This is a genomic window from Neobacillus terrae (assembly GCF_011393025.1).
GTDB classification, from domain to species: Bacteria; Bacillota; Bacilli; order Bacillales; family Cytobacillaceae; genus Neobacillus_A; species Neobacillus_A terrae.
The window spans coordinates 18,044-43,099 of record NZ_JAAOEO010000001.1; the positions used below are offsets into that span (position 1 = coordinate 18,044).

At 40.1% G+C, this 25,056-nt stretch carries 30 protein-coding genes and 1 pseudogene; 20 read left to right on the forward strand and 11 right to left on the reverse strand.

Translation table 11 applies throughout. The annotated features are described in order from the left end of the window. Nucleotides 1–80 precede the first annotated feature (80 nt). Nucleotides 81–1,460, reverse strand: a complete 1,380-nt coding sequence (locus G8761_RS26900) for a YecA family protein (RefSeq protein WP_166022440.1) — start codon at nucleotides 1,458–1,460, stop codon at nucleotides 81–83. Nucleotides 1,461–1,681: 221 nt separating this feature from the next. Here G8761_RS26900 and G8761_RS00095 point away from each other — a divergent pair. Continuing rightward, nucleotides 1,682–2,197: pseudogene (locus tag G8761_RS00095) on the forward strand (SDR family NAD(P)-dependent oxidoreductase); the annotation flags it as partial. A gap of 27 nt (nucleotides 2,198–2,224) precedes the next feature. Here G8761_RS00095 and G8761_RS00100 read toward each other — a convergent pair. After that, nucleotides 2,225–2,485 (reverse strand): NUDIX hydrolase, encoded by a 261-nt coding sequence (locus G8761_RS00100; protein ID WP_166022442.1) that lies wholly within the window; start codon nucleotides 2,483–2,485, stop codon nucleotides 2,225–2,227. Between the two features lie 260 nt (nucleotides 2,486–2,745). Here G8761_RS00100 and G8761_RS00105 point away from each other — a divergent pair, with 260 nt between their 5' ends. Next, complete coding sequence (locus G8761_RS00105) at nucleotides 2,746–3,966, forward strand: MFS transporter (RefSeq protein ID WP_166022444.1); 1,221 nt, start codon at nucleotides 2,746–2,748, stop codon at nucleotides 3,964–3,966. Between the two features lie 249 nt (nucleotides 3,967–4,215). Here G8761_RS00105 and G8761_RS00110 read toward each other — a convergent pair whose 3' ends face one another. Beyond that, on the reverse strand, nucleotides 4,216–4,410 hold the full coding sequence (locus G8761_RS00110; protein WP_166022446.1) for a YqzH family protein: 195 nt from the start codon (nucleotides 4,408–4,410) through the stop codon (nucleotides 4,216–4,218). A gap of 338 nt (nucleotides 4,411–4,748) precedes the next feature. Here G8761_RS00110 and G8761_RS00115 point away from each other — a divergent pair, with 338 nt between their 5' ends. Then, nucleotides 4,749–6,008, forward strand: a complete 1,260-nt coding sequence (locus tag G8761_RS00115; RefSeq protein ID WP_166022448.1) for a Y-family DNA polymerase — start codon at nucleotides 4,749–4,751, stop codon at nucleotides 6,006–6,008. 21 nt (nucleotides 6,009–6,029) lie between these two features. Next, nucleotides 6,030–6,362, forward strand: coding sequence for a YolD-like family protein (locus G8761_RS00120; RefSeq protein WP_166022450.1), 333 nt, complete (start codon nucleotides 6,030–6,032; stop codon nucleotides 6,360–6,362). A gap of 86 nt (nucleotides 6,363–6,448) precedes the next feature. Here the strand turns inward: G8761_RS00120 and G8761_RS00125 are convergent, their stop codons facing one another. Continuing rightward, entirely contained in the window at nucleotides 6,449–6,658 is a 210-nt protein-coding gene (locus tag G8761_RS00125) for a CDGSH iron-sulfur domain-containing protein (RefSeq protein ID WP_166022452.1), read from the reverse strand. 125 nt (nucleotides 6,659–6,783) lie between these two features. On the opposite strand from G8761_RS00125, the gene G8761_RS00130 reads away from it, so the two are divergent. Further along, nucleotides 6,784–7,110, forward strand: coding sequence for an iron-sulfur cluster biosynthesis family protein (locus G8761_RS00130; protein WP_166022455.1), 327 nt, complete (start codon nucleotides 6,784–6,786; stop codon nucleotides 7,108–7,110). A gap of 304 nt (nucleotides 7,111–7,414) precedes the next feature. Here the strand turns inward: G8761_RS00130 and G8761_RS00135 are convergent, their stop codons facing one another. The 3 genes from G8761_RS00135 to G8761_RS00140 all read right to left on the reverse strand — a co-directional run bounded on the left by G8761_RS00135 (nucleotide 7,415) and on the right by G8761_RS00140 (nucleotide 9,609). Beyond that, nucleotides 7,415–8,347, reverse strand: a complete 933-nt coding sequence (locus G8761_RS00135) for an alpha/beta hydrolase (RefSeq protein WP_166022457.1) — start codon at nucleotides 8,345–8,347, stop codon at nucleotides 7,415–7,417. Between the two features lie 159 nt (nucleotides 8,348–8,506). After that, nucleotides 8,507–8,635, reverse strand: a complete 129-nt coding sequence (locus G8761_RS27570) for a hypothetical protein (RefSeq protein WP_275940671.1) — start codon at nucleotides 8,633–8,635, stop codon at nucleotides 8,507–8,509. A 68-nt stretch (nucleotides 8,636–8,703) separates the two neighbouring features. Next, entirely contained in the window at nucleotides 8,704–9,609 is a 906-nt protein-coding gene (locus G8761_RS00140; RefSeq protein WP_166022459.1) for a hydroxymethylglutaryl-CoA lyase, read from the reverse strand. Between the two features lie 144 nt (nucleotides 9,610–9,753). On the opposite strand from G8761_RS00140, the gene G8761_RS00145 reads away from it, so the two are divergent. From G8761_RS00145 to G8761_RS00155, 3 genes are read left to right on the forward strand one after another with little or no spacing between them, the layout of a single operon-like run. Then, complete coding sequence (locus G8761_RS00145) at nucleotides 9,754–10,941, forward strand: acetyl-CoA C-acetyltransferase (RefSeq protein ID WP_166022461.1); 1,188 nt, start codon at nucleotides 9,754–9,756, stop codon at nucleotides 10,939–10,941. A gap of 23 nt (nucleotides 10,942–10,964) precedes the next feature. Continuing rightward, nucleotides 10,965–11,654 (forward strand): CoA transferase subunit A, encoded by a 690-nt coding sequence (locus G8761_RS00150; RefSeq protein WP_166022463.1) that lies wholly within the window; start codon nucleotides 10,965–10,967, stop codon nucleotides 11,652–11,654. Between the two features lie 31 nt (nucleotides 11,655–11,685). Continuing rightward, on the forward strand, nucleotides 11,686–12,342 hold the full coding sequence (locus tag G8761_RS00155) for a CoA transferase subunit B (protein ID WP_166022465.1): 657 nt from the start codon (nucleotides 11,686–11,688) through the stop codon (nucleotides 12,340–12,342). Between the two features lie 142 nt (nucleotides 12,343–12,484). On the opposite strand, the gene G8761_RS00160 is transcribed toward G8761_RS00155, so the two are convergent. Next, a complete protein-coding gene (locus tag G8761_RS00160) occupies nucleotides 12,485–12,589 on the reverse strand; it encodes a YjcZ family sporulation protein (protein ID WP_166022467.1) in 105 nt (34 codons plus the stop codon). Between the two features lie 231 nt (nucleotides 12,590–12,820). Here G8761_RS00160 and G8761_RS00165 point away from each other — a divergent pair, with 231 nt between their 5' ends. Then, complete coding sequence (locus tag G8761_RS00165; RefSeq protein WP_166022469.1) at nucleotides 12,821–13,069, forward strand: YqkE family protein; 249 nt, start codon at nucleotides 12,821–12,823, stop codon at nucleotides 13,067–13,069. Then, nucleotides 13,070–13,594: a GrpB family protein gene (locus tag G8761_RS00170; protein WP_166022471.1), complete on the forward strand. Its 525-nt coding sequence runs from the start codon at nucleotides 13,070–13,072 to the stop codon at nucleotides 13,592–13,594. 37 nt (nucleotides 13,595–13,631) lie between these two features. Here G8761_RS00170 and G8761_RS00175 read toward each other — a convergent pair whose 3' ends face one another. Further along, the gene (locus G8761_RS00175) at nucleotides 13,632–14,540 is read right to left on the reverse strand and encodes an aldo/keto reductase (RefSeq protein ID WP_166022473.1); all 909 of its coding nucleotides are present in this window, start codon (nucleotides 14,538–14,540) and stop codon (nucleotides 13,632–13,634) included. A 47-nt stretch (nucleotides 14,541–14,587) separates the two neighbouring features. Next, nucleotides 14,588–14,737: a Z-ring formation inhibitor MciZ gene (gene mciZ / locus G8761_RS00180; protein WP_166022475.1), complete on the reverse strand. Its 150-nt coding sequence runs from the start codon at nucleotides 14,735–14,737 to the stop codon at nucleotides 14,588–14,590. A 72-nt stretch (nucleotides 14,738–14,809) separates the two neighbouring features. On the opposite strand from mciZ, the gene G8761_RS00185 reads away from it, so the two are divergent. Both G8761_RS00185 and G8761_RS00190 read left to right on the forward strand, forming a co-directional pair. Next, nucleotides 14,810–15,364 carry an NUDIX hydrolase gene (locus tag G8761_RS00185; RefSeq protein WP_166022477.1) on the forward strand — a complete coding sequence of 185 codons (555 nt, stop codon included), beginning with the start codon at nucleotides 14,810–14,812 and terminating at the stop codon, nucleotides 15,362–15,364. Continuing rightward, entirely contained in the window at nucleotides 15,361–16,530 is a 1,170-nt protein-coding gene (locus tag G8761_RS00190) for an endonuclease Q family protein (protein ID WP_166022479.1), read from the forward strand. The genes G8761_RS00185 and G8761_RS00190 overlap by 4 nt, the downstream gene beginning before the upstream one ends. A gap of 273 nt (nucleotides 16,531–16,803) precedes the next feature. On the opposite strand, the gene G8761_RS00195 is transcribed toward G8761_RS00190, so the two are convergent. Continuing rightward, nucleotides 16,804–17,262 (reverse strand): GNAT family N-acetyltransferase, encoded by a 459-nt coding sequence (locus tag G8761_RS00195; RefSeq protein WP_166023277.1) that lies wholly within the window; start codon nucleotides 17,260–17,262, stop codon nucleotides 16,804–16,806. Between the two features lie 201 nt (nucleotides 17,263–17,463). Here G8761_RS00195 and spoIIM point away from each other — a divergent pair, with 201 nt between their 5' ends. From spoIIM to G8761_RS00235, 8 genes are all read left to right on the forward strand, one after another. Then, a complete protein-coding gene (spoIIM, locus tag G8761_RS00200; protein WP_166022481.1) occupies nucleotides 17,464–18,108 on the forward strand; it encodes a stage II sporulation protein M in 645 nt (214 codons plus the stop codon). Between the two features lie 108 nt (nucleotides 18,109–18,216). Next, nucleotides 18,217–18,705, forward strand: coding sequence for a ferric iron uptake transcriptional regulator (fur, locus tag G8761_RS00205; protein WP_166022483.1), 489 nt, complete (start codon nucleotides 18,217–18,219; stop codon nucleotides 18,703–18,705). A gap of 149 nt (nucleotides 18,706–18,854) precedes the next feature. Beyond that, a complete protein-coding gene (locus tag G8761_RS00210) occupies nucleotides 18,855–19,082 on the forward strand; it encodes a YqzK family protein (RefSeq protein WP_166022485.1) in 228 nt (75 codons plus the stop codon). A gap of 7 nt (nucleotides 19,083–19,089) precedes the next feature. Then, nucleotides 19,090–19,983 (forward strand): site-specific tyrosine recombinase XerD, encoded by an 894-nt coding sequence (gene xerD / locus G8761_RS00215; protein ID WP_166022487.1) that lies wholly within the window; start codon nucleotides 19,090–19,092, stop codon nucleotides 19,981–19,983. 246 nt (nucleotides 19,984–20,229) lie between these two features. Then, nucleotides 20,230–21,411 (forward strand): phosphopentomutase, encoded by a 1,182-nt coding sequence (gene deoB, locus G8761_RS00220; RefSeq protein WP_166022489.1) that lies wholly within the window; start codon nucleotides 20,230–20,232, stop codon nucleotides 21,409–21,411. Between the two features lie 135 nt (nucleotides 21,412–21,546). Then, nucleotides 21,547–22,368: a purine-nucleoside phosphorylase gene (locus G8761_RS00225; RefSeq protein ID WP_166022491.1), complete on the forward strand. Its 822-nt coding sequence runs from the start codon at nucleotides 21,547–21,549 to the stop codon at nucleotides 22,366–22,368. A 29-nt stretch (nucleotides 22,369–22,397) separates the two neighbouring features. Continuing rightward, entirely contained in the window at nucleotides 22,398–23,702 is a 1,305-nt protein-coding gene (locus G8761_RS00230; protein WP_166022493.1) for a pyrimidine-nucleoside phosphorylase, read from the forward strand. 119 nt (nucleotides 23,703–23,821) lie between these two features. Continuing rightward, the gene (locus tag G8761_RS00235; protein ID WP_166022496.1) at nucleotides 23,822–24,988 is read left to right on the forward strand and encodes a D-alanyl-D-alanine carboxypeptidase family protein; all 1,167 of its coding nucleotides are present in this window, start codon (nucleotides 23,822–23,824) and stop codon (nucleotides 24,986–24,988) included. Nucleotides 24,989–25,056 lie beyond the last annotated feature (68 nt).

Consider the following 25,056-nt stretch of genomic DNA (forward strand, 5'->3'; position numbering starts at 1 on the left):
TATCCTATTGTTCAGCATAGTTTGGAGCTTGGTTGTGGCAAATGAACATTTTTGTTAAATATTGTAATTTTTCATAAAAGCTATTGATTGTTTCCGCAACACTTTTTATATTTTTTACCACTCGAACAGTAACAGGGATCATTTCTTCCAATCTTTTTTTTCTTTAACTTAACTTCAAAAATATTCGGGTTTATAGGTTTATTACCTTTTCCAACAAAATATATTTTTTGTGTTTGATATACTAACTCAGCCATAGCATTTATCGATTGGAATAAATTCCAACACTTTTCTATGAAATCTACTAGAGATATAGTTTTTGCATCTGAAGTGGTCTCTTTACCTTTTGGATAATAAGTAAGTTCCTGTTTTGCACCATCATACTTATATGTATTGTGACCAATAGCGTTTCTAATGGAACTATCTATAGTTGGAATTATAAGTTTATCAAAATTTTCTTCTCCATCTAAGAATTCGACCCTGGCACCCTTGCTTAGTTTTAGATAATTTTCAAGCAACTGTACATCTTTTCTTTTCTTTTTCATTAACTTGAAATCTTTTCTATATTTGAGATTGTTATAGGAAATTAAGAGAACAATTAATTCTCCAGCTACCTCAAAGCAATCTACGTAAAATTGTTTTAAGTCCTCAAATGATGCAGTAGTAATACCCTTAGTATTTTTATATTCGTTTTTTTGTAAGTATTGAATACCAAAAACAGGTAACATGTATTGGAAATTATCTACGAATTGAGTTAATAATGAAAAAATCTTTTCATTATATCGTTGAAGTAAGCCATTATCCCCAAATTCCTTTGCTAATTCAAATAGCTTTTTTCCTTCCACTTTTGAAATTTCATTAATTTCATTCCATATAAACTTTGTAATTGATTTAAAAAAGTTCTCATTTATTATTGGTCTTAAAAAAAATAAGTATTGGTGATGAACTCCTCTAACATATTCTAATTCATTATTCATTGGGAATTGCTTAACTGGCAAGTGTTTATTTACTTCTTTTTTCAAGTATTCTTTCTTACCTGTTAAAAATAATTCAAATATTCTTCTCACTCTAGGCCAATCACTTTTAATTTTGCTTAAAAATCCAATGGTATTTTGTTTAAAAGTATCATAATTTTCATCACCCATGGAAAATAATGCATTAAAGAAAGGCGGTAAACTGTACAAATATTTATTATCAAAATTAGCATGTTGCAACTTTTCAGTAAGTAATTCTCCGGAAGCTTCAATATAATAATCTGGGTTAGTTTCTGGAACATTTGTTGAATTATCGAAAGTAATTTTAAAACGCCCATTAAATGGATCCTGATATGCTTTTCCTGAAATAAGTATCCCACAATTACCACAATGTACACGTATAGGATATTCTTCAAGCCATCCCAATTGAGTACGAACGAAAATAATTGATTCACATACATTACATTTTAAAAATTGTCTTACGTTCATTTTTCTTATCTCCATTATTATTTTTAGACAATAGTTTTTTCAAATCTCTAAGTTGAATTTGCCATTAATTTATTATACCGTATTAGACTGGAGAAACTAGAATTATTGGAATATATTCACAAAAATTAAAAGTAATGGGTTATATTTGCTGTTCTGGAATCAAAAATCAGTTTGAAGGAAGAAACACACAAAACTCAAAAATCAGAAGTAAAGTTTCGGATGGATTTGGGATTTTTCGTGAAGCGCATGAAGCTGTGGTGGAAGAAATTAAAAATATGTTTAACGTCAATGTAGTTGGACTGATGGCCTGTACGAAAATGGTGCTTCCGGAAATGAGGGAACGCCGCAGCGGGCATATTATCAATATAGCTTCGCAGGCCGGCAAAATTGCCACACCAAAATCGAGTGTTTACTCTGCTACCAAGCATGCTGTTCTTGGTTATACAAACAGTCTTAGAATGGAAGTTTCAGACTTTCATGTATTTGTAACAGCGGTAAATCCAGGTCCCATAGCAACAAACTTTTTTGAGATTGCCGATGAGAAGGGTACATATGTAAAAAATGTTCAGAGGTACATGCTTCAGCCGGAATATGTTGCTCTGAAGGTTGTTGATGCGATGCTTACCCCGACCAGGGAGATTAATCTTCCGCGCTGGATGAACATGGGCAGCATTGTATTCGCCCTTTTTCCGCGCATGTTCGAGCGGATTGGCAAGAGGGCATTCGATAAAAAATAAGAGCCGGGGTAACCCTGCTCTTATTTTTTAAAATTTAAAATTCACTTCGAATGCTTTTTCAACTGCCCATGCCTGATGTTCGAGGAAAAGCAATTCTTTTACCTCATCCCGCTTAATCCAAACGAGTTCATGGTCCTCTTCCGTTGGCTTTTGTTGTTCCCCGATTAATTCTGCCAAATAAAAATAACCGTCACTTACCATATATTCGAACCTTGTCGTCGAATAAAAATATTTCTTGGCTCTTCCTACAAAGCCCATAATATTTATTTTAAACCCGATTTCCTCCAAACACTCTCTTTCTTAGCATTGCTCATGACTTTCATCTCTTTCAATTCCTCCCCTAGGGAGAAAATAGCCCGTTGAAGTTTTGACTGCTGCAGCCTTTCCATCCTCTAAAATGATTGTATGTAACACCCTCAAGCTTTTCACCAAAAATATTCATTCTGAACCTCTCTTTTTAATTAAGATATTGAATCGTCATTTGTAATTATTAAAGGGTTTCTACTGTTAACTATAGAATAATACGAAAGGGGAGAGGAGGAGAACCTTTGAATGACAGAAAATACCACTTTCTCTTGGTAGCAGGGATTGGGGTCTCAAATTTAGGAAGCTGGATTTATTTAGTGGCGATTAATCTATTGGTTGTTAAAATGACTGGTTCTGCTGCTGCGGTAGCGGGTCTGTTTATCATTAGGCCAATTGCAATGCTGTTTACTAATAGCTGGTCCGGAGGTATTATTGACCGGACTGATAAGCGGAAGCTTATGATAATAATGGACTGTATAAGAGGGGTGCTTGTAGCAGTCATTCCTTTTTTAACATCCGTTTGGGCGGTTTATGCTGTCTTGTTTGCTATTAACCTCGGTACTGCCTTTTTTGGTCCGGCCTCTGCTGCTTATATAACTAAATTGGTGCCTGCTGAAAAAAGACAAAAATTCAACTCTTTATTCAGTTTTGCAAATTCTGGCGCTATTTTAATTGGTCCCGGCCTTTCTGGAATTTTAATCCTTTATACAAACATTGATACGGCTATTTATTTAAACGCCCTATCCTTTTTTCTTTGTGCATTAGCCATTTATTTCTTGCCTGGTCTTGATACTAGTCCTAGCCACAAACAAAAAATGAATTTTTCCCTTCTTGCGGGGGATTGGGTAGAAATTAGCCGATTTGCAAAAGGTGCAGGTTATTTTATGCTAATTTATATCCTATTTCAGGCAGCCGTTCTGTTCGGATTTGCTCTCGATTCACAGGAGGTAACCTTTATAAAAAAAGTAATCAATCTATCAGACAGAAGTTACGGAATACTTTGCAGCATGGCCGGAGTTGGCTACCTTACAGGCTCGGTTGCATGTACTGCGCTAGCTTCCCGCCTGTCATTAAAATCATATATTGGAATCGGGTTATTCTTTAATATGATTGGTTATTTGCTGTTCTATAGTTCTTCCCATTTTTTCTTTGCAGGGGCAGCGTTTATTATTTTAGGATTTTTTGCATCCTTCGCCAATGCTGGGTTTGCAACCTTCCTGCAAAATCAGGTACCTGGCAGGCTTATGGGGCGGTTTATGAGTGTCACAAATCTTTTGCAGGCCATTATTCAAATTATCTTCACACTTATTCTTGGTTTCCTGGCAGATATTTTTACTCTCCAGCCAGTCTCCATTATTTTTTCACTTATCGCAGTAATTCTCTCTGTTACTCTTTCCATTTGTATTAATCTCCCCGATAAGAAAAAGTATTTTAGTATTTCTTCTACTGATCTTACTGGATGAAAAAGAACGTCTGCCTAAACCTTAGGCAGACGTTCTTTTTTGATGTCTAGCTCCGGTGCCTAGTGTCCATCCCACACCTCCCATCGATAAGTCAATATGGAACCTTTCGAAGTGCTCCTGCGCCATAGCTTATTCACAGAAGCTAATGTTCAGCTCGTCACAAAGCTGCAAGTTGTCTATTCTGAGAAGGATTTTCAGGAAGTTTACTCAGGCAGTTGCTTCACTAACCGGGCCACTCCGCTTTCGTTTTCACCCCGTTATAAATTCATAAACCGAATCATTTACGATTTCATATAGCTCTGCATCCGGATGCTCGTCCATCACTATTAGAATTCGTTTGTAAAGTTCTTCATAATCCTCTTCGTTAAGAGGCAGTGTTTCTGCCTCGGCATAATATTGTTTAAAGCAATTTTTAATCATTTTTAAAATGAATTTTTTCTCCATTAGGCGCACCTCAACCCGATTATACCTCTTTTTTCGCCAATATCCACCATGGTAAAGAAGCCAAATTAATTTTTATCTTTTTTTATTGTCTAGCTCCAGCGCCCCGCGCCATAGCTTATTCAAAGAAGCTAATGTTCGCTCGTCGCAAAGCTGCATGTGGTCTATTCAGAGTAGGTTTTTCAGGAAGTTTTACTCAGGTAGTAGCTTCGCTGAACGGGCGCTTCTGCTTTTCTCGGAAAAATTTCCATTGAAACAGAACGCATATTCGCTTAAGATAATGGGTAGAATGATACAGAACGGATGTTCGTTACTTATTTAGCAGGCTGGGGGAAAGGAAAATGGTTGATTACAGCAAATTTCCGAAAAACAAGATTTTATGTGTGGACATGAAGAGCTTTTACGCAAGCTGTTCCGCTGTTATGGAGGGACTTGATCCTTTAACCTGTTATCTCGCTGTTGTTGGAAACCATGAAAGGCAGGGAAGTGTCGTTTTGGCTGCTTCTCCCCGGATGAAAAAAGAATTTGGAATTAAAACGGGCTCGCGGCTCTTTGAAATCCCAAATGATCCCCGAATTAAAATTGTTGAACCGAAGATGGGAACTTATTTGAGGATTTCAACCGAAATATCCCGTGTTTTTAACCGGTATGTTCCTAAGGAAGCTATTCACACATACAGTGTCGATGAAAGCTTTATCAAGGTGGATGGAGTTCTTCATCTTTGGGGTGATGTGTGGACTATTGCGAGGAAAATAAAGGATGATATTGAACGCGAATTTCAATTGCCGTGCGCAGTAGGAATAGGGCCGAATATGCTGATGGCTAAGCTTTGCCTTGACCTAGAGGCAAAGAAACATGGCATTGCGGAATGGACATATGAAGAGGTTCCGGAAAAGCTGTGGAGTGTTTCACCGCTGAGGGAAATGTGGGGAATTGGAAGACGTGTTGAAAAAACACTGAACGGAATGGGGATTTTCACTGTTGGCCAGCTGGCACGTTACGATTTGGAAAAGTTGGAGAAAAAGTTCGGGATTATGGGCAATCAGCTTTATTACCATGCTTGGGGAATTGACCTTTCCGATATGGGCGCTCCGATTATTGAGGGGCAGATCAGCTTCGGAAAAAGCCAGATTTTATTAAGAGATTACAAAGAGGCCAAGGAAATTCAAAACGTTATTCTTGAAATGTGTGAGGAGGTGGCCCGAAGAACCCGCTCCCATCGTAAAGCCGGGCGCACAGTGAGTTTGGGCATTGGCTATAGCCAGGATGAATTTGGCGGAGGGTTCCTCCGATCGCGGACGGTTGCTCAGCCAACAAACGTCACCATGGATTTATATCGCATTTGCCTTGAATTATTTCATGAAAATTACTCCGGAAAAACCGTTAGGCAGATTTCCATTTCACTCGGCAATATTGTCGATGACAGTGAAATCCAGCTTAGTTTGTTTGATCCGCGAGGGGATCAAAGAAGGGACCTGGGTTATGTAGTGGATAGAATCCGCAACAGATTTGGATCAGGATCTCTCTTGCGGGCCGTTTCCTATACCTCTGCCGGAACGGCAAAACAGCGGGCGCAGCTTGTTGGCGGGCATAAAATGTAATGCAGAAATGGGGGATACAGGATGATCCGGGACCGAGGAAGAATTAAATGGACATCGATGATGCTTCCTGAGCATGTAAAGATGCTGAGGGAATGGGTAAAAGAGGACACGTATGAACAGCCAAAAGAATTGGATGAGCAGCAGCTTGAATTAATGAGCGAAGTACTTGGGGAAGCCATGGAATTTAACCAGACTGTTGCTATTACTCATTATAGAGGCCAAAATTATGAACTTGTGCTCGGAAAAATTCACTATTGGGATGAACTGTCGCAGAACCTTCATATAGTCGATAATTTTGGAGAGGTCCATCGGATTCCGATGAAGAATATTGCTGATGTCCGGCTGCACGATTAAGGCTATGAGGGACACCAGTCTGGAGATAAACGAAAAAAAAGAAAAGGCAGTTCCCCAGGGAGAACTGCCTAAAAAAACATTTTGAGTTATTCGTCCTCTTTTTGTACACGTACTTCTGATTGGAAAACACCTTTGTGGGAACCATCGCAAAATGGCTTGTTTTTAGAAAGCCCACAACGGCAAAGGGAAAAAGCAGGTTTTGTTTGAATTACATTGCCTTCGCCGTCAAGAAGTTCTACTTCTCCAGAAACACGAAGTGAACCATTGTCGTTTACCTTTATTTGTACTTTTGACATCTCGGCACCCCTAATTCTTAGTTATCTCTTTTAAATGTTAAAGGGAATAGGTGGAAAAAGCAAATAGAAATAAAATTTCCCCGGCCTGTGTTAAGATACTGGAGCAAGGAAAGGGGATAAGAGAAGTGGAAATAAATATAACCGAGGCGGCAGCTCGAAAAATACAAGAAAAAACGCAAAATGGCGGTTATTTAAAGCTGCTTTATGATATCGACGGATGTGGCTGTGCCGTCAATGGTGTAGCAGTTCTTTCCCTGGAGAGGGATTTGGATAATGATGAAGTAGAGATTCAAACGAACGGGGTTCCTCTTTATATTCAGAAATCAAGAAGTGTTTTTTTTGATGAGAAAATGACCTTAGACTTTTCAAGTGTCTCTAACTGCTTTCAGCTAAAAAGCCCTGGAGAAATCCTGAACGGGCGTATTAGCCTTATTGATCGGACAAAAGTCTAAATAATTTAAATTAAAAAAGCAGCTCTCTTGCTGCTTTTTTAATTGTCTGGCTCCAGCGCCACAGCTTTTTCAAAGAAGCTTATGTTCAGCTCGTCGCAAAGCAGCATGTCGTCTATTCAAAGAAGCCGTTATAGGAAGTCTACTAAGGTAGTTGCTTCGCTGAACGGGCGCTTGCTGCTTTTCTTAATAAGGCTCTTCACCATATTTGGTAGTTTAAAGTTTTCATTATTTATTTTTGCAGCAAGATTGCGAAAACCTTCTAAAAAGAAAACCCTCCATTTTGAAAAGAAGGGTTTTGTGCCTATTACCTGGTAACAACTGATTGCTTAGATAAAAGCACATAGTTTTCTAAAAATTCATCTATAGCTTTTTCATAATCTTCACGATTTTCCCTTAAAGATTGAGCGTGAGACCCATTTTCCGCCATGAAAAGCATCTTTGGACCTTTTTTATGTTCAAAGAGTTCTTCTGTCATGGAAGGAAGGATAAAGTCGTCCTTTTGGCTGTGGATAAAAAGGACAGGATGTTTGACTTTTTCAATGACAGAGATAGGTGAAACCTCAGAAATCGAATATTTATCCCGAAATTTAAGGAAGAGGTCGGCAAGGGGAAGGAAAATATCTCCTCGAACCTTCAATTCTTTTTTTAACCTATATGCAAGCTGTTCCTTAAAATCCGAGAAGGGACAGTCCGCAATATAAAAATCCGCACCATCCTCGAGCATCCCTGCGTATAAAAGAAGGGTAGCCGCTCCCATTGATTCACCGTGGATGCCAAGGAAAATATTCTGGCCTTTTTCATTTTTGAGCCAATCCACAACGGCTTTTAAATCAAACTTTTCATAATGCCCATAGCTTGTTGTTTTTCCACCCGACTCACCGTGACGGCGATGGTCATAAATAAGGGTATTAAAGCCCCTGTTAAGAAAAATATTCATATACTTAATTGAATTAATTTTATTCTCAGTGACCCCATGGGCGATAATAATATATCGGTTGGTGTCATGAGGCTCGACTAATTGTGCTTTAATGGTATATCCGAAAGGAGAGGAAATTAATACTTCTCGTTTTGGAAGGGCTTCAAATTGCTCCGGATTGAACCATCCCGTCTCTTTTTCACGGTTAAGAATGAATTGATCTTTTTTTCGCCGCATATACATAATCCTGTTTGTAAAATAAATCCCAAAAGAAAATAAGACAAACAGTGTTGAAAACAGAATTCGCAAGGCCCTTCTCAAAAAAATCCCTCCAGAGTAGAAGAAACTGTATTCTCTAATTTTACCATTTTAATGAATTTAAAACACATTTAAAGCATAAGGGGAAATGGCTGAAAGGACTTGTGTGCATGAAAAGAGCCGCAGATAACTGCGGCTCAGCCAAATAGCACAGAAGTATATTTACTCTGCATTTTCTCCCTTTGTTGGATGAATGGCTTTTTGAAGCTCCTCTGCGGCTATTGTTTTCTTTACGGTATCAGCGTTGGGCTTTCCTTTTTGACTGTACCCTTTATCTCGTTTTTGGCTCATAACGTATCTCCCTTCAAATGGTCTCATTTAATAAGATGGTTGATTGGGAGCAGGGTTATTCGTCTAATCTAAACAGTTTGGGTATTTAGCTGGTAATAAGCGCTGTCAATGGTTCTGGTAAGATGAGGCCTCACAATATCAATGGCAGAAACAAGCTTTGCTAAATCAACGCCTGTTTGGATTCCCATTCTTTCTAATAAATAAACAACATCTTCGGTGGCTGCATTTCCAGCAGCACCTGGAGCGAAAGGACACCCGCCAAGTCCGCCGGCAGAAGTATCAAACCGGTCTACTCCAGCTTGAAGCGAAGCAAGAATGTTGGCAAGCGCAAGTTTTCTGGTATCATGATAGTGAGCCGTTATTAAGACCTGGGGAAAAGCATTTTTCAACATGAAAAAAAGGGAATAAGCTTCTGTTGGCGCTGCCATGCCAATTGTGTCCGCCACACTCAATTCGTCGGCACCCGCTTCTACAAACTGGCGACAGAGCTTGATTGTATCAGCCGGTTCAATTTTTCCTTCATAAGGACAATAAAAGGCAGTTGAAATGCAAGCGCGCACAAAATAACCTTTTTCTTTCAGTTCTTTGATAATAGGTCTTAATTCCGCCATACTGTCTTCCGTTGATTTATTAATATTTTTCCTGTTAAAGGTATTGCTTACCCCTACAAATACCGCAACGGATTGGCAATCAGTCATGTATAACCGGTCAATCCCCTTTCGGTTTGGAGCGAGTACAATGCTCCGGATTGAAGGATCAAGGCAATCAGAAACAATTTCAGCCGCATCGCTCATTTGAGGCACCCATTTTGGTGAAACGAAGGACGTCAGTTCCATTTCTTTTAATCCGGATGACTGAAGCCCTGAAATAAACTGCTTTTTTATTTCTGTAGATATGAAAACCTTTTCATTTTGAAGGCCATCCCGAGGTCCTACCTCGATGATTGTTACTTTTTCAGGTAATTGAAGATACATGTTCTCCCTCCTCTATTCATATTTTTATTGTAGAGGCATTTTTTAGGAGAAATCAAGAATAATAGAAATTTTGACAAAATAAAAGGATTTTCACGTTTTCACTAGAAATAATAAAAAGTAGCACAAAGCAAAGGGAGGATGTAAATGACACAGACAGAAGTCGTAATTGTTGGTGCAGTTCGCACAGCAATAGGCACTTTTAACGGAAGCCTCAAAAGTGTTTCCGCGGTTGAATTGGGGGCTGTCGCAATTAAAGGAGCACTCGAACAATCAGGAGTAAAGCCTGAATGGATTGATGAAGTGATCATGGGGAACGTTCTCCAGGCAGGATTGGGACAAAATCCGGCAAGGCAGGCATCATTAAGAGCTGGTATTTCTGAAAGCGTTTCCGCTTTAACCATTAATAAGGTATGCGGATCAGGGCTGAAGGCTGTGCACCTTGGGACTCAGGCCATCCTTGCGGGTGAAGCAGATGTTATAGTTGCCGGCGGTATGGAAAATATGAGCCAGGCACCATATATATTAAAAAATGCCAGAGAAGGCTTTAAAATGGGTGATCAGAAATTGATTGACACCCTTACTTCAGACGGTTTAACCTGCGTTTTTAATAATTACCATATGGGTGTTACAGCAGAAAATCTCTGTGATCGTTATGAGCTTACAAGGGAAGAACAGGACCAGTTTGCCGCACAGAGCCAGGAAAGAGCTGTAAGAGCAATTGAAGAAGGAAAATTCAAGGATGAAATCGTTCCTGTAGAGATCCCGCAGCGTAAGGGTGAGCCTGTTATTTTTGACACGGATGAATTTCCAAGGAAGGGAACAACCGCTGAAAAATTAGCAGGGCTGCGACCGGCGTTTAGGAAAGATGGCAGTGTAACGGCTGGTAATTCTTCCGGCATTAATGACGGAGCAGCAGTTGTTATTTTAATGAGCAGAAAGAAGGCCGATGAACTTGGCGTTCGACCGCTTGTTACCATTAAAGGGAATGCAAATGCCGGGGTTGATCCAAGCGTAATGGGAATTGGTCCGGTTGAAGCCGTTAGAAAAGTATTTCAGAAGACAGGCTTAAGCATTGGAGATATCGATTTAATTGAAGCAAACGAAGCATTTGCTGCACAGGCGCTTGCAGTAGGCAGGGATCTAGAATTTAATCAGGAAGTTCTCAATGTTAATGGCGGAGCCATTGCACTTGGCCATCCGATCGGTGCGAGCGGTGCTCGTATTCTTGTAACTTTGATTCATGAAATGAAACGCAGACAGGCACAAAAGGGACTGGCCACTCTTTGTATTGGCGGCGGCCAGGGTGTAGCAACTATTGTAGAGCTTGCCTGAGAATTTTGAGGGGAGAGAACAGAATGAAAAAGATTTGTACTTCCTTTAAGGAAGCAGTAGCAGATATCCAGGATGGAGCAACCCTTATGGTTGGCGGATTTGGATTATGCGGTATTCCAGAAAACCTTATTCTCGCATTGGTCGAGAAAGGAGTAAAAGATTTAACTGTTATCTCAAATAACTGCGGGGTTGACGAGTGGGGACTTGGTCTGCTGATGCAGAACAAGCAGATTAAAAAAATGATCGGCTCCTATGTTGGTGAAAACAAAGAATTTGAGCGCCAGGTGCTTTCAGGTGAGCTGGAAGTTGAACTCCTTCCACAAGGAACCCTTGCTGAGAAAATCAGGGCGGGGGGAGCAGGCATTCCAGCCTTCTATACACCTGCAGGAGTGGGCACGCCAATTGCTGATGGAAAAGAGACAAGGATCTTCAACGGTAAAGAATATCTTCTTGAAGAAGCATTAACGGCTGATTTCAGTCTTGTACGTGCCTGGAAGGGCGACAAGATGGGAAATCTTGTGTATAACAAAACTGCCAGGAACTTCAGCCCGATGATAGCAGCAGCGGGCAAGGTGACCATCGCAGAAGTTGAAACCCTTTGTGAAATTGGCGAGCTGGATCCTAATTACATCCACACTCCAAGCATATATGTTCAGGCTATTATTGAAAGTCAGCAGGAAAAAAGGATTGAAAGACTGACGGTAAAAAAATAGGTTTTGATAGTGTGGGAAAGGAGAGATAAACATGGTCAATGTTCGTGAAAAGATTGCCATTAGAGCAGAAAAAGAAATAGAAGATGGATTTTATGTGAATCTGGGTATTGGAATGCCAACTCTGGTAGCCAATTACATAACCGAGAATAAGCAAGTAGTGCTTCAGTCGGAAAATGGTCTCCTTGGAATTGGCCCCTACCCTGAAGAGAGTGCAGTAGATCCAGATCTCATAAATGCGGGGAAAGAAACAGTTACTGCTATTCCAGGTGCTTCATATTTTGATAGTGCTGAATCATTTGCCATGATCCGGGGCGGCCATATTGATATTGCCATCCTTGGAGGAATGGAGATATCAGAAAAAGGAGATCTCGCCAACTGGATGATTCCGGGTAAAATGATTAAAGGTATGGGCGGCGCTATGGATCTTGTGCATGGAGCCCGAAAAATCATCGTTATCATGGAGCATGTGAATAAAAAGGGTGAATCAAAAATCCTGAAGGAGTGTACTCTTCCTTTGACTGGTAAGGGAGTTGTAAACCGAATTATCACTGACCGTGCCGTTTTGGATGTTACCGAAAACGGTCTCCGACTGGTGGAAGTAGCTGAAGGTTTTACAGTAAAGGACATCATTCAGTCTACAGAAGCAGAGCTTCAGGTTGATGACAATGTTAAATTGAATGCATTTTAACTTTGCAATAAAAGAAAGGCGAAACTTTTACTAGTTTCGTCTTTTTTGCGGTATTTTTAGAATTTAAAAAGAAGCGTGTTCATACACGCTTCCCAGTGAGATAATTATATTATCGGAGACCATTCTAGCTACTATTTCTATATTAGTAGCCGCCCATAAAAGAAGCCCCAATAATAACTAACAGAATGAAAAGAACAACAATCAAAGCGAAATTGCTGCCCATTCCACCACCGCCCTGGTAGCCCATAGTAACACCACCCTTTTTATAAAGTTAATTATGATATGTATAGCTTGTTTATTTTGAAAGGGACAATAGTGGATAGACACGAAAATTTAAAAAAATGGCTGTGTTAAAGTCATATTTTGCACTAAGTTGATTGGAAAAATAGATACTAGATAACCTTTAGCGATAAGGCAAAAAGGATAGTTTCATCATTAAATGTTATAATTACTGCAAATAAAATAAGGGGGAAGTTAGATGAAAAAAAGGAAAAACATCCAGCAAAAAACAAAAAAGGATGACGCGCCGGTTACGCTTGGAGATATGATTAACCAGGATTTATTCAAGCAATTAAAAGATAAGCAGCAGGAGCTAAAAGCTGCAGAAACCAAAAAAGCGGAAGAGGAAGAAGCAAGAAAAAGGGAAGAAAGAAGGCTTCGTGAAAAAAATAAAAGCTTTGAAGAATTGTTGAACGAGAATCAAATGAATTGGAAAGATTTTAAATAGATGGCAAAGAGAAAGGTTGAAGTGGTTCCTTATAATAAGGAATGGATAGAGAAATTTCAGGCAGAAAAAGAGCTGATCAGCAGGGACTTTTCTCCCTGTAAAATAAATCTCTATCATATTGGAAGCACATCTGTTCCGGAATTGTGTGCCAAGCCAATTATTGATATTCTCGCCGAGACGGCGAATCTGAATTATTTCGATTTAAAGACACACCAATTCGAAAATTCAGGTTATATAGCTAAAGGAGAAAACGGAATAGCGGGAAGACGTTATTTTTTCAAGTGTGATGAAAAGGGGAATAGGCTTATTCATCTGCATGGTTTTGAAAAAGGGAATCCTGAAATTAAGCGGCACTTAGTGTTTCGGGATTATTTGAGACAGTTCCCGGATGAAGCAAGGCGATATGCTGAGGTAAAGGAAGAGGCTGCTGCCAAGTTTCCGTGGAATATTGATTCTTATATTGAGTTTAAAAACGGGATAATAAAAGAGTTGGAGAAAAAAGCAATGTTTTGGGCTGAAAAATAAGAGGAGAGCCAAAACAGGGGCTCTCCTCTTATGCATTTTAGCGATGGTCCTGATAAGTATCTGCTCTGGAAAGAGACTGAATTAAAGATAATTCCTCATTAGTCAGCGGTGAGGTTTTTACTGCTCTTGCGTTTTCCCTTATTTGCTCTGTGGAACTTGCACCTGCAACAACCGATGCAACGGCCGGATTAGCAAGATTATACTGTAAAGCAATTTCTGTCATGGAACGGGCTCCAGCCACTTTTTCTTTAATAGCAGGAAGGACTTCCTTCAAGTCTTCCAACCCGTACTCAAGATACCCTTTTGAAGTTGCCTTTTCAAGCATTTTATCGCTTAACAGTCCTTTGGCCAGCGGTCCGCGTGTAACTACACTAATGCCATGGTCGTGGATGAATGGTAAAACCTCCTCAGGTCGGCGGTCCAAAATGCTGTATTGCATCATGATTGATACAATGCTGGATTTATGAACGTACTCCCTGATAACGTTTGGCCGTATGGATGATATTCCATAATAGCGGATGAAACCCTCAGACTTTAATTCTTCAAAGGCTTCAATTGTTTCCTCAATCGGATCGTCTATAGTTCCTCCATGAAGCTGGTATAAGTCAATATATTCTATACCTAGCCGCTTCAGGCTGTCTTTTACTGCTTCTTTAATATGTGCTTTGGATGGATCCCAGTACCATCCTTCACGACTCTCGTTCCAGCGATTACCTGCTTTTGTGGCGATAATAACCTTGTCTCGGACATTTTTTAAAGCGTCTCCGATAAGCTTTTCATTTTCACCAAAATCATATAAATCAGCTGTATCAAAATAGTTAATACCTTCTTCTAAGGCTGCCTCGATAATAGCCTTCGCTTTTTTCTCCTCTGTTCCAATTGACATGCAGCCCAGGCCAAGCTCACTTACCATTAAATCTGATTTTCCAAGCTTACGTTTTTTCATCTGCCAGCCCCGTTTCCTTTTTGCACTATTTTACGGTACATGGAGGCTTACTTCAAATGATGTGTCTTTGAACTCTTAACGGATTGAATCCATTCAGAAACGGAAGAATAATGTTTATTGTATTCCTTTAATTTTTGTACAATCTCCCAGCCTTTGCCGACCATAATAAAGCCTTTTGAATGAAGATAAACCTTCATGACAGCCCCTCCATACTAAGTATGGTAAAATGTATGAGCAAAATATAACGGATTAGAACAGGAGTGACAGGAATGAGCCGCCTTGAGGAAAAAACCATTCATACCGAAAAGATCTTTTCAGGAAAAATAGTTACCTTGGAGGTTCAGGAAGTTGAGCTTCCTAATGGAAAAACCTCCAAGCGTGAGATTATTAAGCATCCAGGTGCCGTAGCAGTGCTGGCAGTCACAAATGAAAATAAACTTGTAATGGTGGAACAGTATCGTAAACCACTCGAAAGGGCAATTGTTGAAATACCTGCTGGAAAGCTCGAAAAGGGTGAAGAACCAGCTGTTTGTGCTCGCCGTGAATTAGAGGAGGAAACAGGGTACGAGTGTGAATCACTTGAACTGCTGGTATCTTTTTATACATCTCCCGGATTTGCAGATGAGATTGTCCATGTTTATCAGGCAAAGGGATTAACTAAGAAGGAAAATGCTGCTTCACTTGATGAAGATGAGTTTGTGAATTTAGAAGAAATCACCCTCGAGGAAGCATTGCAATATATTAAAGAACAAAAAATATATGATGCCAAAACAGTTTACGCCGTTCAGTACTTTCAACTTCAAGAGGCGTTATCTGGAAAATGAAAAAATACTACGCCGATTTGCACATACACATCGGGCGAACCGCATCAGGCAAGCCGGTAAAAATAACAGGAGCAAAAACGCTCACCTTTTCGAATATCATTGCACATGCCCGGAATGAAAAGGGCCTTAATATGATTGGAATTATCGATAGCCATTCTCCAGAGGTCATTTTGGAAATGCAGCAGCTAATTGAAGCTGGGGAGATTGTTGAAAATGAAGGTGGAGGGATCGCTTACGGTGATTTAACCATCATTCCTGGTTCAGAACTCGAAATATATGATGAAAATTGTAAGGGACCTGTTCATGTGCTTTGCTTTTTTCCAAGGCTGGAAGAAATGCGCTCTTTTTCTCAATGGCTGAGCGGTCATTTGAAAAATATTCAGCTAAGCTCTCAGCGGATTTATGTAACTGGAAGGGAATTACAAAAGGTGGTTAAAAACCTTGGCGGATTGTTTATTCCCGCTCATATTTTTACTCCTTTTAAAAGCCTTTTTGGAAAAGGGGTTCAGCGTTCATTGACAGAAGTATTTGATCCGGCACTCATAGACGGAGTTGAACTTGGACTAAGTGCCGACACATCAATGGCTGATACTCTTGAAGAACTGCACCCTTATGCTTTTCTTACTAACTCAGATGCACATTCGCTTGCGAAAATTGCCCGTGAATATCAGGTGATTGAAATGGAAGAACCTACTTTTAAGGAGCTTGAGAAAGCTTTGAAGAGGGAAGGCGGGCGTAAAATAGCCGCTAATTATGGTCTCGATCCCCTTTTGGGGAAATATCACAAAACAGTCTGTGCGGAGTGCATGCATGTGATAGATCCAAGTGAAGGAATTTGCCAGCATTGCGGAAAGAAGAAGATAGTTAAAGGCGTTTCTGACCGAATTAGAGAACTGAAAACGGCGGAAGAGGGACCACTTTGGAGACCTCCTTATGTACATCAGGTTCCTTTGGAATTTATTCCGGGATTAGGTCCTAAAATGCTGGATACGCTGCTTCAGCATTTTGGTACAGAAATGGCAGTCTTGCATGAAGTGCCCTATGAAGCCATAAAACAAGTTGTACCTGTTAAAATAGCTGATCTCATCATGCGGGCGAGAGAAGGGACCCTGTCACTGAATGCAGGTGGAGGGGGAAAATACGGAACCGTTGTTTCAAAAAGCTGATAAGCGGCTGTCAGATTGAACATATCGGTAAGCCGTATGCCTTAATAGGACATTTATGGTTTGATAAGGGGAAGCCTCGGGAGTGGTTTCCCTTCTTTATTTTTATGAGCTCTTTTACAGCCAGGGGGTTTGTCCTTGAGACAGCCCTTCGAATACATAACTCATAAGAACAGCGAGGGATTTGTCCCAGAGACAGCCCTTCGAATACATAACTCATAAGAACAGCGTGGGATTTGTGCCTGAGGGAGCCTTTCGAGGACAAATCATAACAATCTAAATCAATTTGTAATAAAAGACAGACGCATCCAGCTCCCCGTTGGAGGACTTTGCATATTGAGGGATGCGGCCAGCCTCTATATAGCCGAGTGATCGATAAAGCAGGTTAGAGGGATCTCCTTCTCTGGTGTCGAGGACCAGCAGTGTTCGGTTTTCCTCCCGGGCACGTTCCTCTGCCTTCTCCATTAACAAACGGGCAAGCCCTTTGCGCCGATAATTCGGATGAGTCATTAATTTAGCAATTTCAGCACGGTGGCTTCCATTTTGTTTAGAGTTTAAATGCAACTGGACAGAGCCGGCAATAGCGTCATCTATCTTTGCTGTAAATAATAAGACCCCATCTCCGTTTACGGTTTCCCAATAAGCTTTTGCATCCTTCAGATTAAGAGGGGGTAAGAAACCAATAGATGCTCCATCTTCCACCACCTTAATCAGCATTTCCGAAAGTTCATCCATATTTTCTTCGACTGAGTTTAATTCAGCAATCTCTGTCAAGTTAACATCCCCTATAAAACTATTTAATTCTTAAAACTCCCAAATGGAATACTATATTTTTCCTAAACAGTATATCACCCTCAATAAGGCGACTCTATCTTTTTGTCATACAACAAAAGGACAGGCATAGAATGTAGTAATTTAGCAGTAGGAGGAGCCGAAATGAAGAAACGAATGTACCAGAACGTCGCCGCAAGTTATATCCGCGAGCATTCCTCAATTTTTCTATTTGTGATCATTTTATTTTTAATGGGAGTAATCTTTGGAGCAGTTGTTGTCAACAGCATGAGTTTGTCCCAAAAAGAAGATTTATTCTATTATCTTTCTCAGTTTTTCGGAGATATTTCAAACGGAAAGGTAGAGGGAAATCAGGATTTATTCCTTCAAAGCTTTCTCCATAACAGCAAATTTATCGGATTGATGTGGATTCTCGGTATTTCCATTATTGGCCTTCCGATTATTCTAATTCTTCTTTTTATAAAAGGTATGGTTGTAGGATTTACGGTTGGCTTTTTAGTTAACCAGATGGGATGGAATGGTTTTTTGCTTGCCTTTGTTTCCATTCTTCCTCAGAACCTTATTATTATCCCAATATTTATAATAATGGCAGTGGTATCCGTTTCTTTTTCATTAAAAATGATTAGCAGGCAGTTTATGAAAAAAGTAGGTCAGCCATTTACCCCTTTAATTAAAAGATATTTTGCTGCTCTTATTGCAGCAGCGGTTTTTATTTCTGCTGCATCGGGAATAGAAGCATATCTGTCACCGGGACTTATGAAAACAGTAGTTCAGGTTATTAAAAAATAATTATTATATAATAATAATTATATAGACTTGTTTATAATAATTTTAGTTTGAATCCTGTTTTCCTTCTGTTATAATGAAAATTAACAGTAGCGAGGGAGGGACTTCGGGATGGAGACAAGAATTGAGAGAATAAAAAAACTATTGCATTCATCGAGCTATAAGCTGACACCCCAACGTGAAGCTACCGTTCGAGTTTTATTAGAAAATGAAGAGGATCATTTGAGTGCAGAAGATGTATACCTCCTTGTTAAAGAAAAATCGCCGGAAATCGGGCTTGCAACTGTTTACCGGACGCTTGAATTGCTTACTGAATTAAAAATTGTTGATAAAATTAATTTTGGCGACGGAGTTTCCCGTTATGATCTTCGCCAGGAGGGTGCCGCTCATTTTCACCACCACCTTGTCTGTATTGAATGCGGAGCAGTGGATGAAATTCAGGAGGACCTGCTTGAAGATGTGGAAGCTATTGTTGAAAACCGTTGGAATTTTAGAATTAAAGATCACAGGCTGACATTCCATGGTATTTGCCATCGCTGCCTGGAAAAAGAAACAGAATCTGACAAGTTGAATAATGAAACCGGAACCTTCTCTTCATGACGAGGTTCTTTATTTTTTAATAGATAAACAAGACTCTGAGGTATAAATCTTGTCCAAATTGGCATACCTTTTATTAGCCGGAATCTTCAGGCAAGTATCAGCCTTGTCTTCCCTGGCTCATATTTATGACAATTTGGAGGAACGCCCTTATGTTTTCTTTTTTTAAAATGGTTTATCAAACATTAAAGGTTTTTATTTTATTTACTGGATGCACGATACTTTTTTATTATGCTATTATGTGGATGAATGAAGAATATCAGAATTACCACCGCTATGAAAAGCCGGAAGGGGCAGCGGTAAAAGTGTCCGCTGCGGCAGAAAATGAAAACTCTTCCTGGTTTGATAGACTATTATTGTTTTACTTAAACGGGGAGTAATGTAAACATGGAAGACCATTTGAAGGACTTTATGCATTTTTTGATAGTAGAAAAAGGACTTGCAAAAAACACCATCGTGTCTTATGAACGTGATTTAAAGAGTTATATGATTTATTTAAAAAATGTAGAGACCATTGCTACTCTTAACGATGTCCAGCGTGTGCATATTGTCCATTTCCTCGGACATCTCAAGGAACAGGGGAAGTCTGCTAAAACTCAGGCAAGGCATGTAGCTTCCATTCGTGCCTTTCACCAATTTCTTCTAAGGGATAAGGCGACAGACCATGACCCATCTGTGCACATTGAATCTCCGCAAATGGAACGGTCTTTGCCAAAGGTATTAAGCCTGGAAGAAGTTGAGGTGCTGCTTGAATTCCCAAAACTAAACGATCCTTATGGAATAAGGGACAAAGCTATGCTCGAGCTTCTATACGCAACAGGTATCCGTGTCAGCGAACTGATTGGCTTGAATATGGGAGACATCCATTTAACAATGGGATTTGTCCGCTGTATTGGAAAGGGAAATAAGGAAAGAATTATTCCTCTTGGTAAAACGGCGGCCAATGCAGTGCAGAATTACCTTGAGATCGCTCGAGGCAGGCTTGTTTCCAAGAAACACAAGGATGATGCACTTTTTCTGAACCTTCGCGGACAGCGGCTGACTAGGCAGGGTTTTTGGAAAATCCTCAAAAAGCTTTCAGAAGAAGCTGGAATACAGAAAGAACTTACCCCGCATACACTAAGACATTCCTTTGCAACGCATCTGCTTGAAAATGGGGCTGATTTAAGAGCTGTACAGGAAATGCTGGGACATGCAGATATATCAACCACCCAAATCTATACACATGTAACCAAAACAAGGTTAAAGGATGTTTACCGCCAATTTCATCCGAGAGCTTAATATTTTGCTAGAAATGTCGAAAAGCTGCCATAAATAATGGGTGGCTTTTTCTTGTAATTTCTTAAACTTTTAGTAAAATAAAGATGTCAGACTTCTGACGAATTTATTCGCAAATTTTGGTTAATCTAAACTAAAAAGGGTAATATACACTTATGTATTCCAGAATAAATAAGTTTCAGCTTTTTATGCTGAAGCTGTTTAATTCTGTAATTAAGTAACCGTTTTCATCCCAAGGAGGGTAACTCGATGACAGCTGCATATAAACGCGTTTTTCTTATAGTAATGGATTCTGTGGGAATTGGAGAAGCACCTGATGCGGAAAGATTTGGTGATAAAGGTTCTGACACTTTTGGCCATATTGCTGAGAGGATGAATGGCCTTAATATGCCAAATATGGCTAAGCTCGGTTTGAGCAACATCCGTGAAATAGGCGGAGTAGAAAAAGCAGAAAAGCCGCTTGCCTCTTATACAAAAATGCAGGAAGCTTCAAATGGAAAAGATACCATGACCGGCCACTGGGAAATTATGGGGTTAAATATTGAAATTCCATTCCGTGTTTTTCCAGATGGTTTTCCGCCCGAACTAATTTCAGAACTTGAAAACCGCACAGGAAGGAAAATAATTGGAAATAAGCCAGCAAGCGGAACAGAAATTCTTGATGAACTTGGAGAGGAACATATGAAGACGGGTGCGCTGATTGTTTATACATCTGCAGACTCAGTCCTTCAGATAGCAGCACATGAAGAGATTGTCCCTCTTGATGAATTATATAAGATATGTAAAATCGCACGGGAACTGACACTGGATGAAAAATACATGGTTGGCCGTGTGATAGCAAGACCATTCCTTGGAGAACCAGGGAACTTTAAGCGAACCGCTAATCGCCATGACTATGCGCTTAAGCCATTTGGCCGGACTGTAATGAACGAGTTGAAGGATGCAGGGCTAGATGTAATTGCAATAGGGAAAATCTCTGATATTTACGATGGAGAGGGTGTAACACAATCACTCCGCACAGTTTCGAATATGGATGGAATGGATAAACTCGTCCAAACCCTGGACATGGAGTTTAAAGGTCTTAGCTTTTTGAACCTGGTGGACTTTGATGCTCTTTATGGACATCGCCGCGATCCAATCGGATATGGCAAGGCACTGGAAGAATATGATGCGAGGCTTACGGAGGTATTTTCTAAGCTGAAGGAAGATGATCTTTTAATCATCACCGCGGACCACGGAAATGATCCTATCCATCCAGGAACAGACCATACCCGTGAATATGTGCCTCTTTTAGTCTATTCAAAAGGATTGAAGGAAGGAAAAGAGCTGCCTCTTCGCGAAACCTTTGCTGATATCGGTGCAACTGTGGCAGAGAACTTCAACGTTACAATGCCTGAGTATGGTAAAAGCTTCCTGAGTGAATTGAAATAAGAAATGCAGAGAGTGCTCTAATCAAAGGCTTAAGTGTCAACTATCGCCCGCTATAGCTGCCAGGTAAGGTACCTAACCTGGATAGCCTTAAAAGCGGGTGATAAATTTTACATAACGTTAAAATGAGGGATAAAAATGAAATTAGAACAAATTCAAGGAGCAGCAGACTTTTTAAAAGAGAAATATTCAAACAAGCCTAGGATCGGTCTTATTCTGGGATCTGGCCTCGGTGTATTGGCTGATGAAATTGAAAATCCGGTAAAGATTCCCTATAACGAAATTCCCGACTTTCCTGTTTCAACTGTTGAAGGGCATGCAGGTCAGCTTGTTTTTGGCACAATTAGTGGAGTAGAAGTTGTTGCTATGCAAGGAAGGTTCCATTTTTATGAAGGATATTCCTTTGATAAAGTAACCTTCCCCGTTCGTGTAATGAAAGAGCTTGGAATTGAAATTCTTATCGTGACTAATGCTGCCGGGGGCGTTAACCAAAGCTTTGAGGCAGGGGACTTAATGCTTATATCCGATCATATTAATAACATGGGTTCCAACCCGCTGATCGGACCGAATGATGCCCGCTTGGGTGCGCGGTTCCCTGATATGTCAGAAGCATATTCCAAAGAGCTTCGCAGCCTTGCAAAGAAAGTTGCAGGAAAACTGAATCTAAAAGTCCAGGAAGGTGTTTATTTTGGCAATACGGGTCCTGTTTACGAAACACCGGCAGAGGTGCGGATGATTCGTGTTCTAGGCGGAGATGCAGTGGGAATGTCAACTGTGCCAGAGGTAATTGTAGCCCGCCACTCAGGGATTAAAGTGCTTGGCATATCTTGTATTTCAAACATGGCTTCCGGAATTCTCGATCAGCCGTTAACACATGATGAAGTTATCGAAACAACTGAGAGAGTAAAATCTGACTTCCTGCTATACGTAAAAGAGCTTGTTCTGAGCATGGCTGAATAATTTATTTTTTAAGCGGAGTGATGATCGCAATGAGAATGGTTGATTTGATTGAAAAAAAGCGTGACGGGCTGGAGTTATCCTCAGAAGAGATTAACTTTATAATAAAAGGCTATACAGATGGAAGTATACCTGACTACCAGGTCAGCGCTTTAACCATGGCTATTTATTTCAAAGGAATGACGGAGAAAGAGCGCGCAGATTTAACAATGGCAATGGTTGAATCCGGTGATCAAATAAATTTGTCGCAGATTCAGGGAATCAAGGTTGATAAACATTCAACCGGTGGCGTTGGTGATACTACTACCCTAGTACTTGGGCCACTTGTTGCATCAGTAGGAGTACCTGTTGCAAAAATGTCCGGGCGCGGATTGGGCCATACTGGCGGAACAATTGACAAGCTTGAAGCGGTGAAAGGATTCCATGTTGAAATCGAGAACAGTGAATTTATCAATCTGGTCAATAAAAATAAAATTGCTGTTATTGGCCAAAGCGGAAACCTGACCCCTGCTGACAAAAAGCTTTACGCGTTAAGAGATGTAACTGCGACTGTGGATAGCATTCCGCTGATAGCGAGTTCAATTATGAGTAAAAAAATAGCCGCAGGAGCCGATGCTATAGTCCTGGATGTAAAAACAGGCGCGGGAGCTTTTATGAAGACTCTTGAAGATTCAAAGGAATTGGCTCGTGCAATGGTCAGAATCGGAAATAATGTTGGCAGAAAGACAATGGCCGTTATTTCTGATATGAGTCAGCCGCTTGGTTTTGCAATTGGAAATGCCTTGGAGGTTAAGGAAGCTATTGATACGCTTAAAGGTGAAGGCCCAGAGGATTTAACAGAGCTTTGTCTCACACTGGGCAGCCATATGGTTTATCTAGCTGAGAAAGCTTCTTCACTGACAGAAGCTCGTGAATTGCTCGAGGCTTCTATCAAGGATGGCTCCGCCCTTGAAAAGCTTAAGGTCTTCTTAAGTTCCCAGGGCGGTGACGCAAGCATCGTTGATGATCCATCGAAATTGCCCCAAGCCAAATATACATTTGAACTTGAAGCTAAAGAAGATGGCTTTGTATCTGAAATCGTCGCTGACGAGGTAGGAACAGCAGCTATGCTCCTTGGAGCTGGCCGAGCAACAAAAGAATCTGTCATTGATCTGGCAGTTGGGCTTGTTTTACGCAAAAAGATTGGCGACCAAGTAAAGAAGGGCGAATCAATCGTTACAATATATAGTAATTTTGAAGATGTAAATGAAGTGAAAGAGATGCTTTATAACAATATAACTCTTACTTCTGCAAAGGCAGAAGCGCCTATTTTAATACATGGAGAAATAACTGAATAGTTGTTTGAGTTAGGCCTGGGATTCTTTCCCGGGCTTTTTTCTTTATGGGAAGGAAAATCCTGTATAAAAATGTTTCTTTTGGAAAAAATGACCCTATAAAGAATAGGAGGGTTATGCGAATGAAACGAATCGTCTCAATTATAGTTATGTTCTTACTGATTTCATCCCTTGGCATGCCAGCTTTTGCCAAAGAAAACAGTGATGATAGTCTCGTCAAAAATGTTAAGTCTGCCATTCTAATTGAAAGGGATACAGGAAAGATTCTTTATGAGAAAAACAGCAATCAAAAGCTTCCCCCTGCCAGCATGACAAAAATCATGACCATGCTGTTAATTATGGAACAAATTGATAAAGGAAAATTATCCTGGAATGAAAAGATTCGAGCAAGCGAATATGCTGCTTCAATGGGCGGATCTCAAATTTTCCTGGAGCCTGGCGAGGAAATGACGGTAAAAGAAATGCTCCGCGGAATTGCTATTGGTTCAGGAAATGATGCTTCTGTGGCTATGGCCGAAAGAATAGGTGGATCTGAGCCTGCCTTTGTAAAAATGATGAACAAAAAAGCCAAACAGCTTGGCCTTAAAAACACAGTATTCAAAAATACTACTGGACTTCCGATTGAAGGCCATTACAGCACTGCACATGATATGGCTATTATGGGAAAGGAATTATTAAAGTATCAGGATATAACGAAGTTTACCGGAATGTATGAGGCTTACCTTCGTGAAGATACAGATAAGAAATTCTGGCTTGTAAATACGAACAAGCTTGTCCGCTTCTACCCTGGGGCTGATGGCCTTAAAACAGGCTTTACATCGGAAGCAAAATACTGCCTTACCGCTACTGCGCAAAAAAATGGCATGCGAGTCATTGCAGTGGTTTTTGGCGCTCCGACTTCAAAAGAACGTAATGCACAGGTAACAAAAATGCTAGATTATGCATTTAGCCAATATGAAACTCATCCTATGTTTAAACGCAATGTAAGCGTAGGAACTGCAAAAATCAGCAAAGGGAAAATAAGTAAAGTAAATGCTGTAACCAGTGAACCTATTTCTCTTCTAACAAAGAAGGGAGAAAAGACATCTAAGATCCAGAAAAAGATTGTTATAATGAAAGACCTTCAGGCTCCAATTGAAAGAGGAGATAAGGTGGGAACAATTCAGCTTGTAAAAAGTGGAAAAGTTCTAATGGAAAGCCCTCTGGTCGCTGAAAAGGATGTAAAGGAAGCAAGCTGGTGGAACCTCTATAAGAGAGCATTCGGCATGTTTACAAAGTCCGGTGAATAAGAGTTTAAGTTAAAAATCTAAATTGATCTTTAGTGACCGAAATCCTCTATGGGAAAGAAAAATAGTAA

Excerpts from the sequence above, each read along its gene's own strand:
- G8761_RS00170 (WP_166022471.1), top strand. The coding sequence starts at position 13,070 with ATGGCAAAGAGAAAGGTTGAAGTGGTTCCTTATAATAAGGAATGGATA.
- G8761_RS27570 (WP_275940671.1), bottom strand. The coding sequence starts at position 8,635 with ATGAGCCAAAAACGAGATAAAGGGTACAGTCAAAAAGGAAAGCCCAAC.
- G8761_RS00195 (WP_166023277.1), bottom strand. The coding sequence starts at position 17,262 with ATGGATGAACTTTCGGAAATGCTGATTAAGGTGGTGGAAGATGGAGCA.
- fur (WP_166022483.1), top strand. The coding sequence starts at position 18,217 with ATGGAGACAAGAATTGAGAGAATAAAAAAACTATTGCATTCATCGAGC.
- G8761_RS00150 (WP_166022463.1), top strand. The coding sequence starts at position 10,965 with ATGAAAAAGATTTGTACTTCCTTTAAGGAAGCAGTAGCAGATATCCAG.
- G8761_RS00175 (WP_166022473.1), bottom strand. The coding sequence starts at position 14,540 with ATGAAAAAACGTAAGCTTGGAAAATCAGATTTAATGGTAAGTGAGCTT.
- mciZ (WP_166022475.1), bottom strand. The coding sequence starts at position 14,737 with ATGAAGGTTTATCTTCATTCAAAAGGCTTTATTATGGTCGGCAAAGGC.
- G8761_RS00140 (WP_166022459.1), bottom strand. The coding sequence starts at position 9,609 with ATGTATCTTCAATTACCTGAAAAAGTAACAATCATCGAGGTAGGACCT.
- spoIIM (WP_166022481.1), top strand. The coding sequence starts at position 17,464 with ATGAAGAAACGAATGTACCAGAACGTCGCCGCAAGTTATATCCGCGAG.
- G8761_RS00115 (WP_166022448.1), top strand. The coding sequence starts at position 4,749 with ATGGTTGATTACAGCAAATTTCCGAAAAACAAGATTTTATGTGTGGAC.
- G8761_RS00190 (WP_166022479.1), top strand. The coding sequence starts at position 15,361 with ATGAAAAAATACTACGCCGATTTGCACATACACATCGGGCGAACCGCA.
- G8761_RS00160 (WP_166022467.1), bottom strand. The coding sequence starts at position 12,589 with ATGGGCTACCAGGGCGGTGGTGGAATGGGCAGCAATTTCGCTTTGATT.
- G8761_RS00235 (WP_166022496.1), top strand. The coding sequence starts at position 23,822 with ATGAAACGAATCGTCTCAATTATAGTTATGTTCTTACTGATTTCATCC.
- xerD (WP_166022487.1), top strand. The coding sequence starts at position 19,090 with ATGGAAGACCATTTGAAGGACTTTATGCATTTTTTGATAGTAGAAAAA.
- G8761_RS00185 (WP_166022477.1), top strand. The coding sequence starts at position 14,810 with ATGAGCCGCCTTGAGGAAAAAACCATTCATACCGAAAAGATCTTTTCA.
- deoB (WP_166022489.1), top strand. The coding sequence starts at position 20,230 with ATGACAGCTGCATATAAACGCGTTTTTCTTATAGTAATGGATTCTGTG.
- G8761_RS00165 (WP_166022469.1), top strand. The coding sequence starts at position 12,821 with ATGAAAAAAAGGAAAAACATCCAGCAAAAAACAAAAAAGGATGACGCG.
- G8761_RS00110 (WP_166022446.1), bottom strand. The coding sequence starts at position 4,410 with ATGGAGAAAAAATTCATTTTAAAAATGATTAAAAATTGCTTTAAACAA.
- G8761_RS00125 (WP_166022452.1), bottom strand. The coding sequence starts at position 6,658 with ATGTCAAAAGTACAAATAAAGGTAAACGACAATGGTTCACTTCGTGTT.
- G8761_RS26900 (WP_166022440.1), bottom strand. The coding sequence starts at position 1,460 with ATGAACGTAAGACAATTTTTAAAATGTAATGTATGTGAATCAATTATT.
- G8761_RS00210 (WP_166022485.1), top strand. The coding sequence starts at position 18,855 with ATGTTTTCTTTTTTTAAAATGGTTTATCAAACATTAAAGGTTTTTATT.
- G8761_RS00120 (WP_166022450.1), top strand. The coding sequence starts at position 6,030 with ATGATCCGGGACCGAGGAAGAATTAAATGGACATCGATGATGCTTCCT.
- G8761_RS00145 (WP_166022461.1), top strand. The coding sequence starts at position 9,754 with ATGACACAGACAGAAGTCGTAATTGTTGGTGCAGTTCGCACAGCAATA.
- G8761_RS00225 (WP_166022491.1), top strand. The coding sequence starts at position 21,547 with ATGAAATTAGAACAAATTCAAGGAGCAGCAGACTTTTTAAAAGAGAAA.
- G8761_RS00155 (WP_166022465.1), top strand. The coding sequence starts at position 11,686 with ATGGTCAATGTTCGTGAAAAGATTGCCATTAGAGCAGAAAAAGAAATA.
- G8761_RS00230 (WP_166022493.1), top strand. The coding sequence starts at position 22,398 with ATGAGAATGGTTGATTTGATTGAAAAAAAGCGTGACGGGCTGGAGTTA.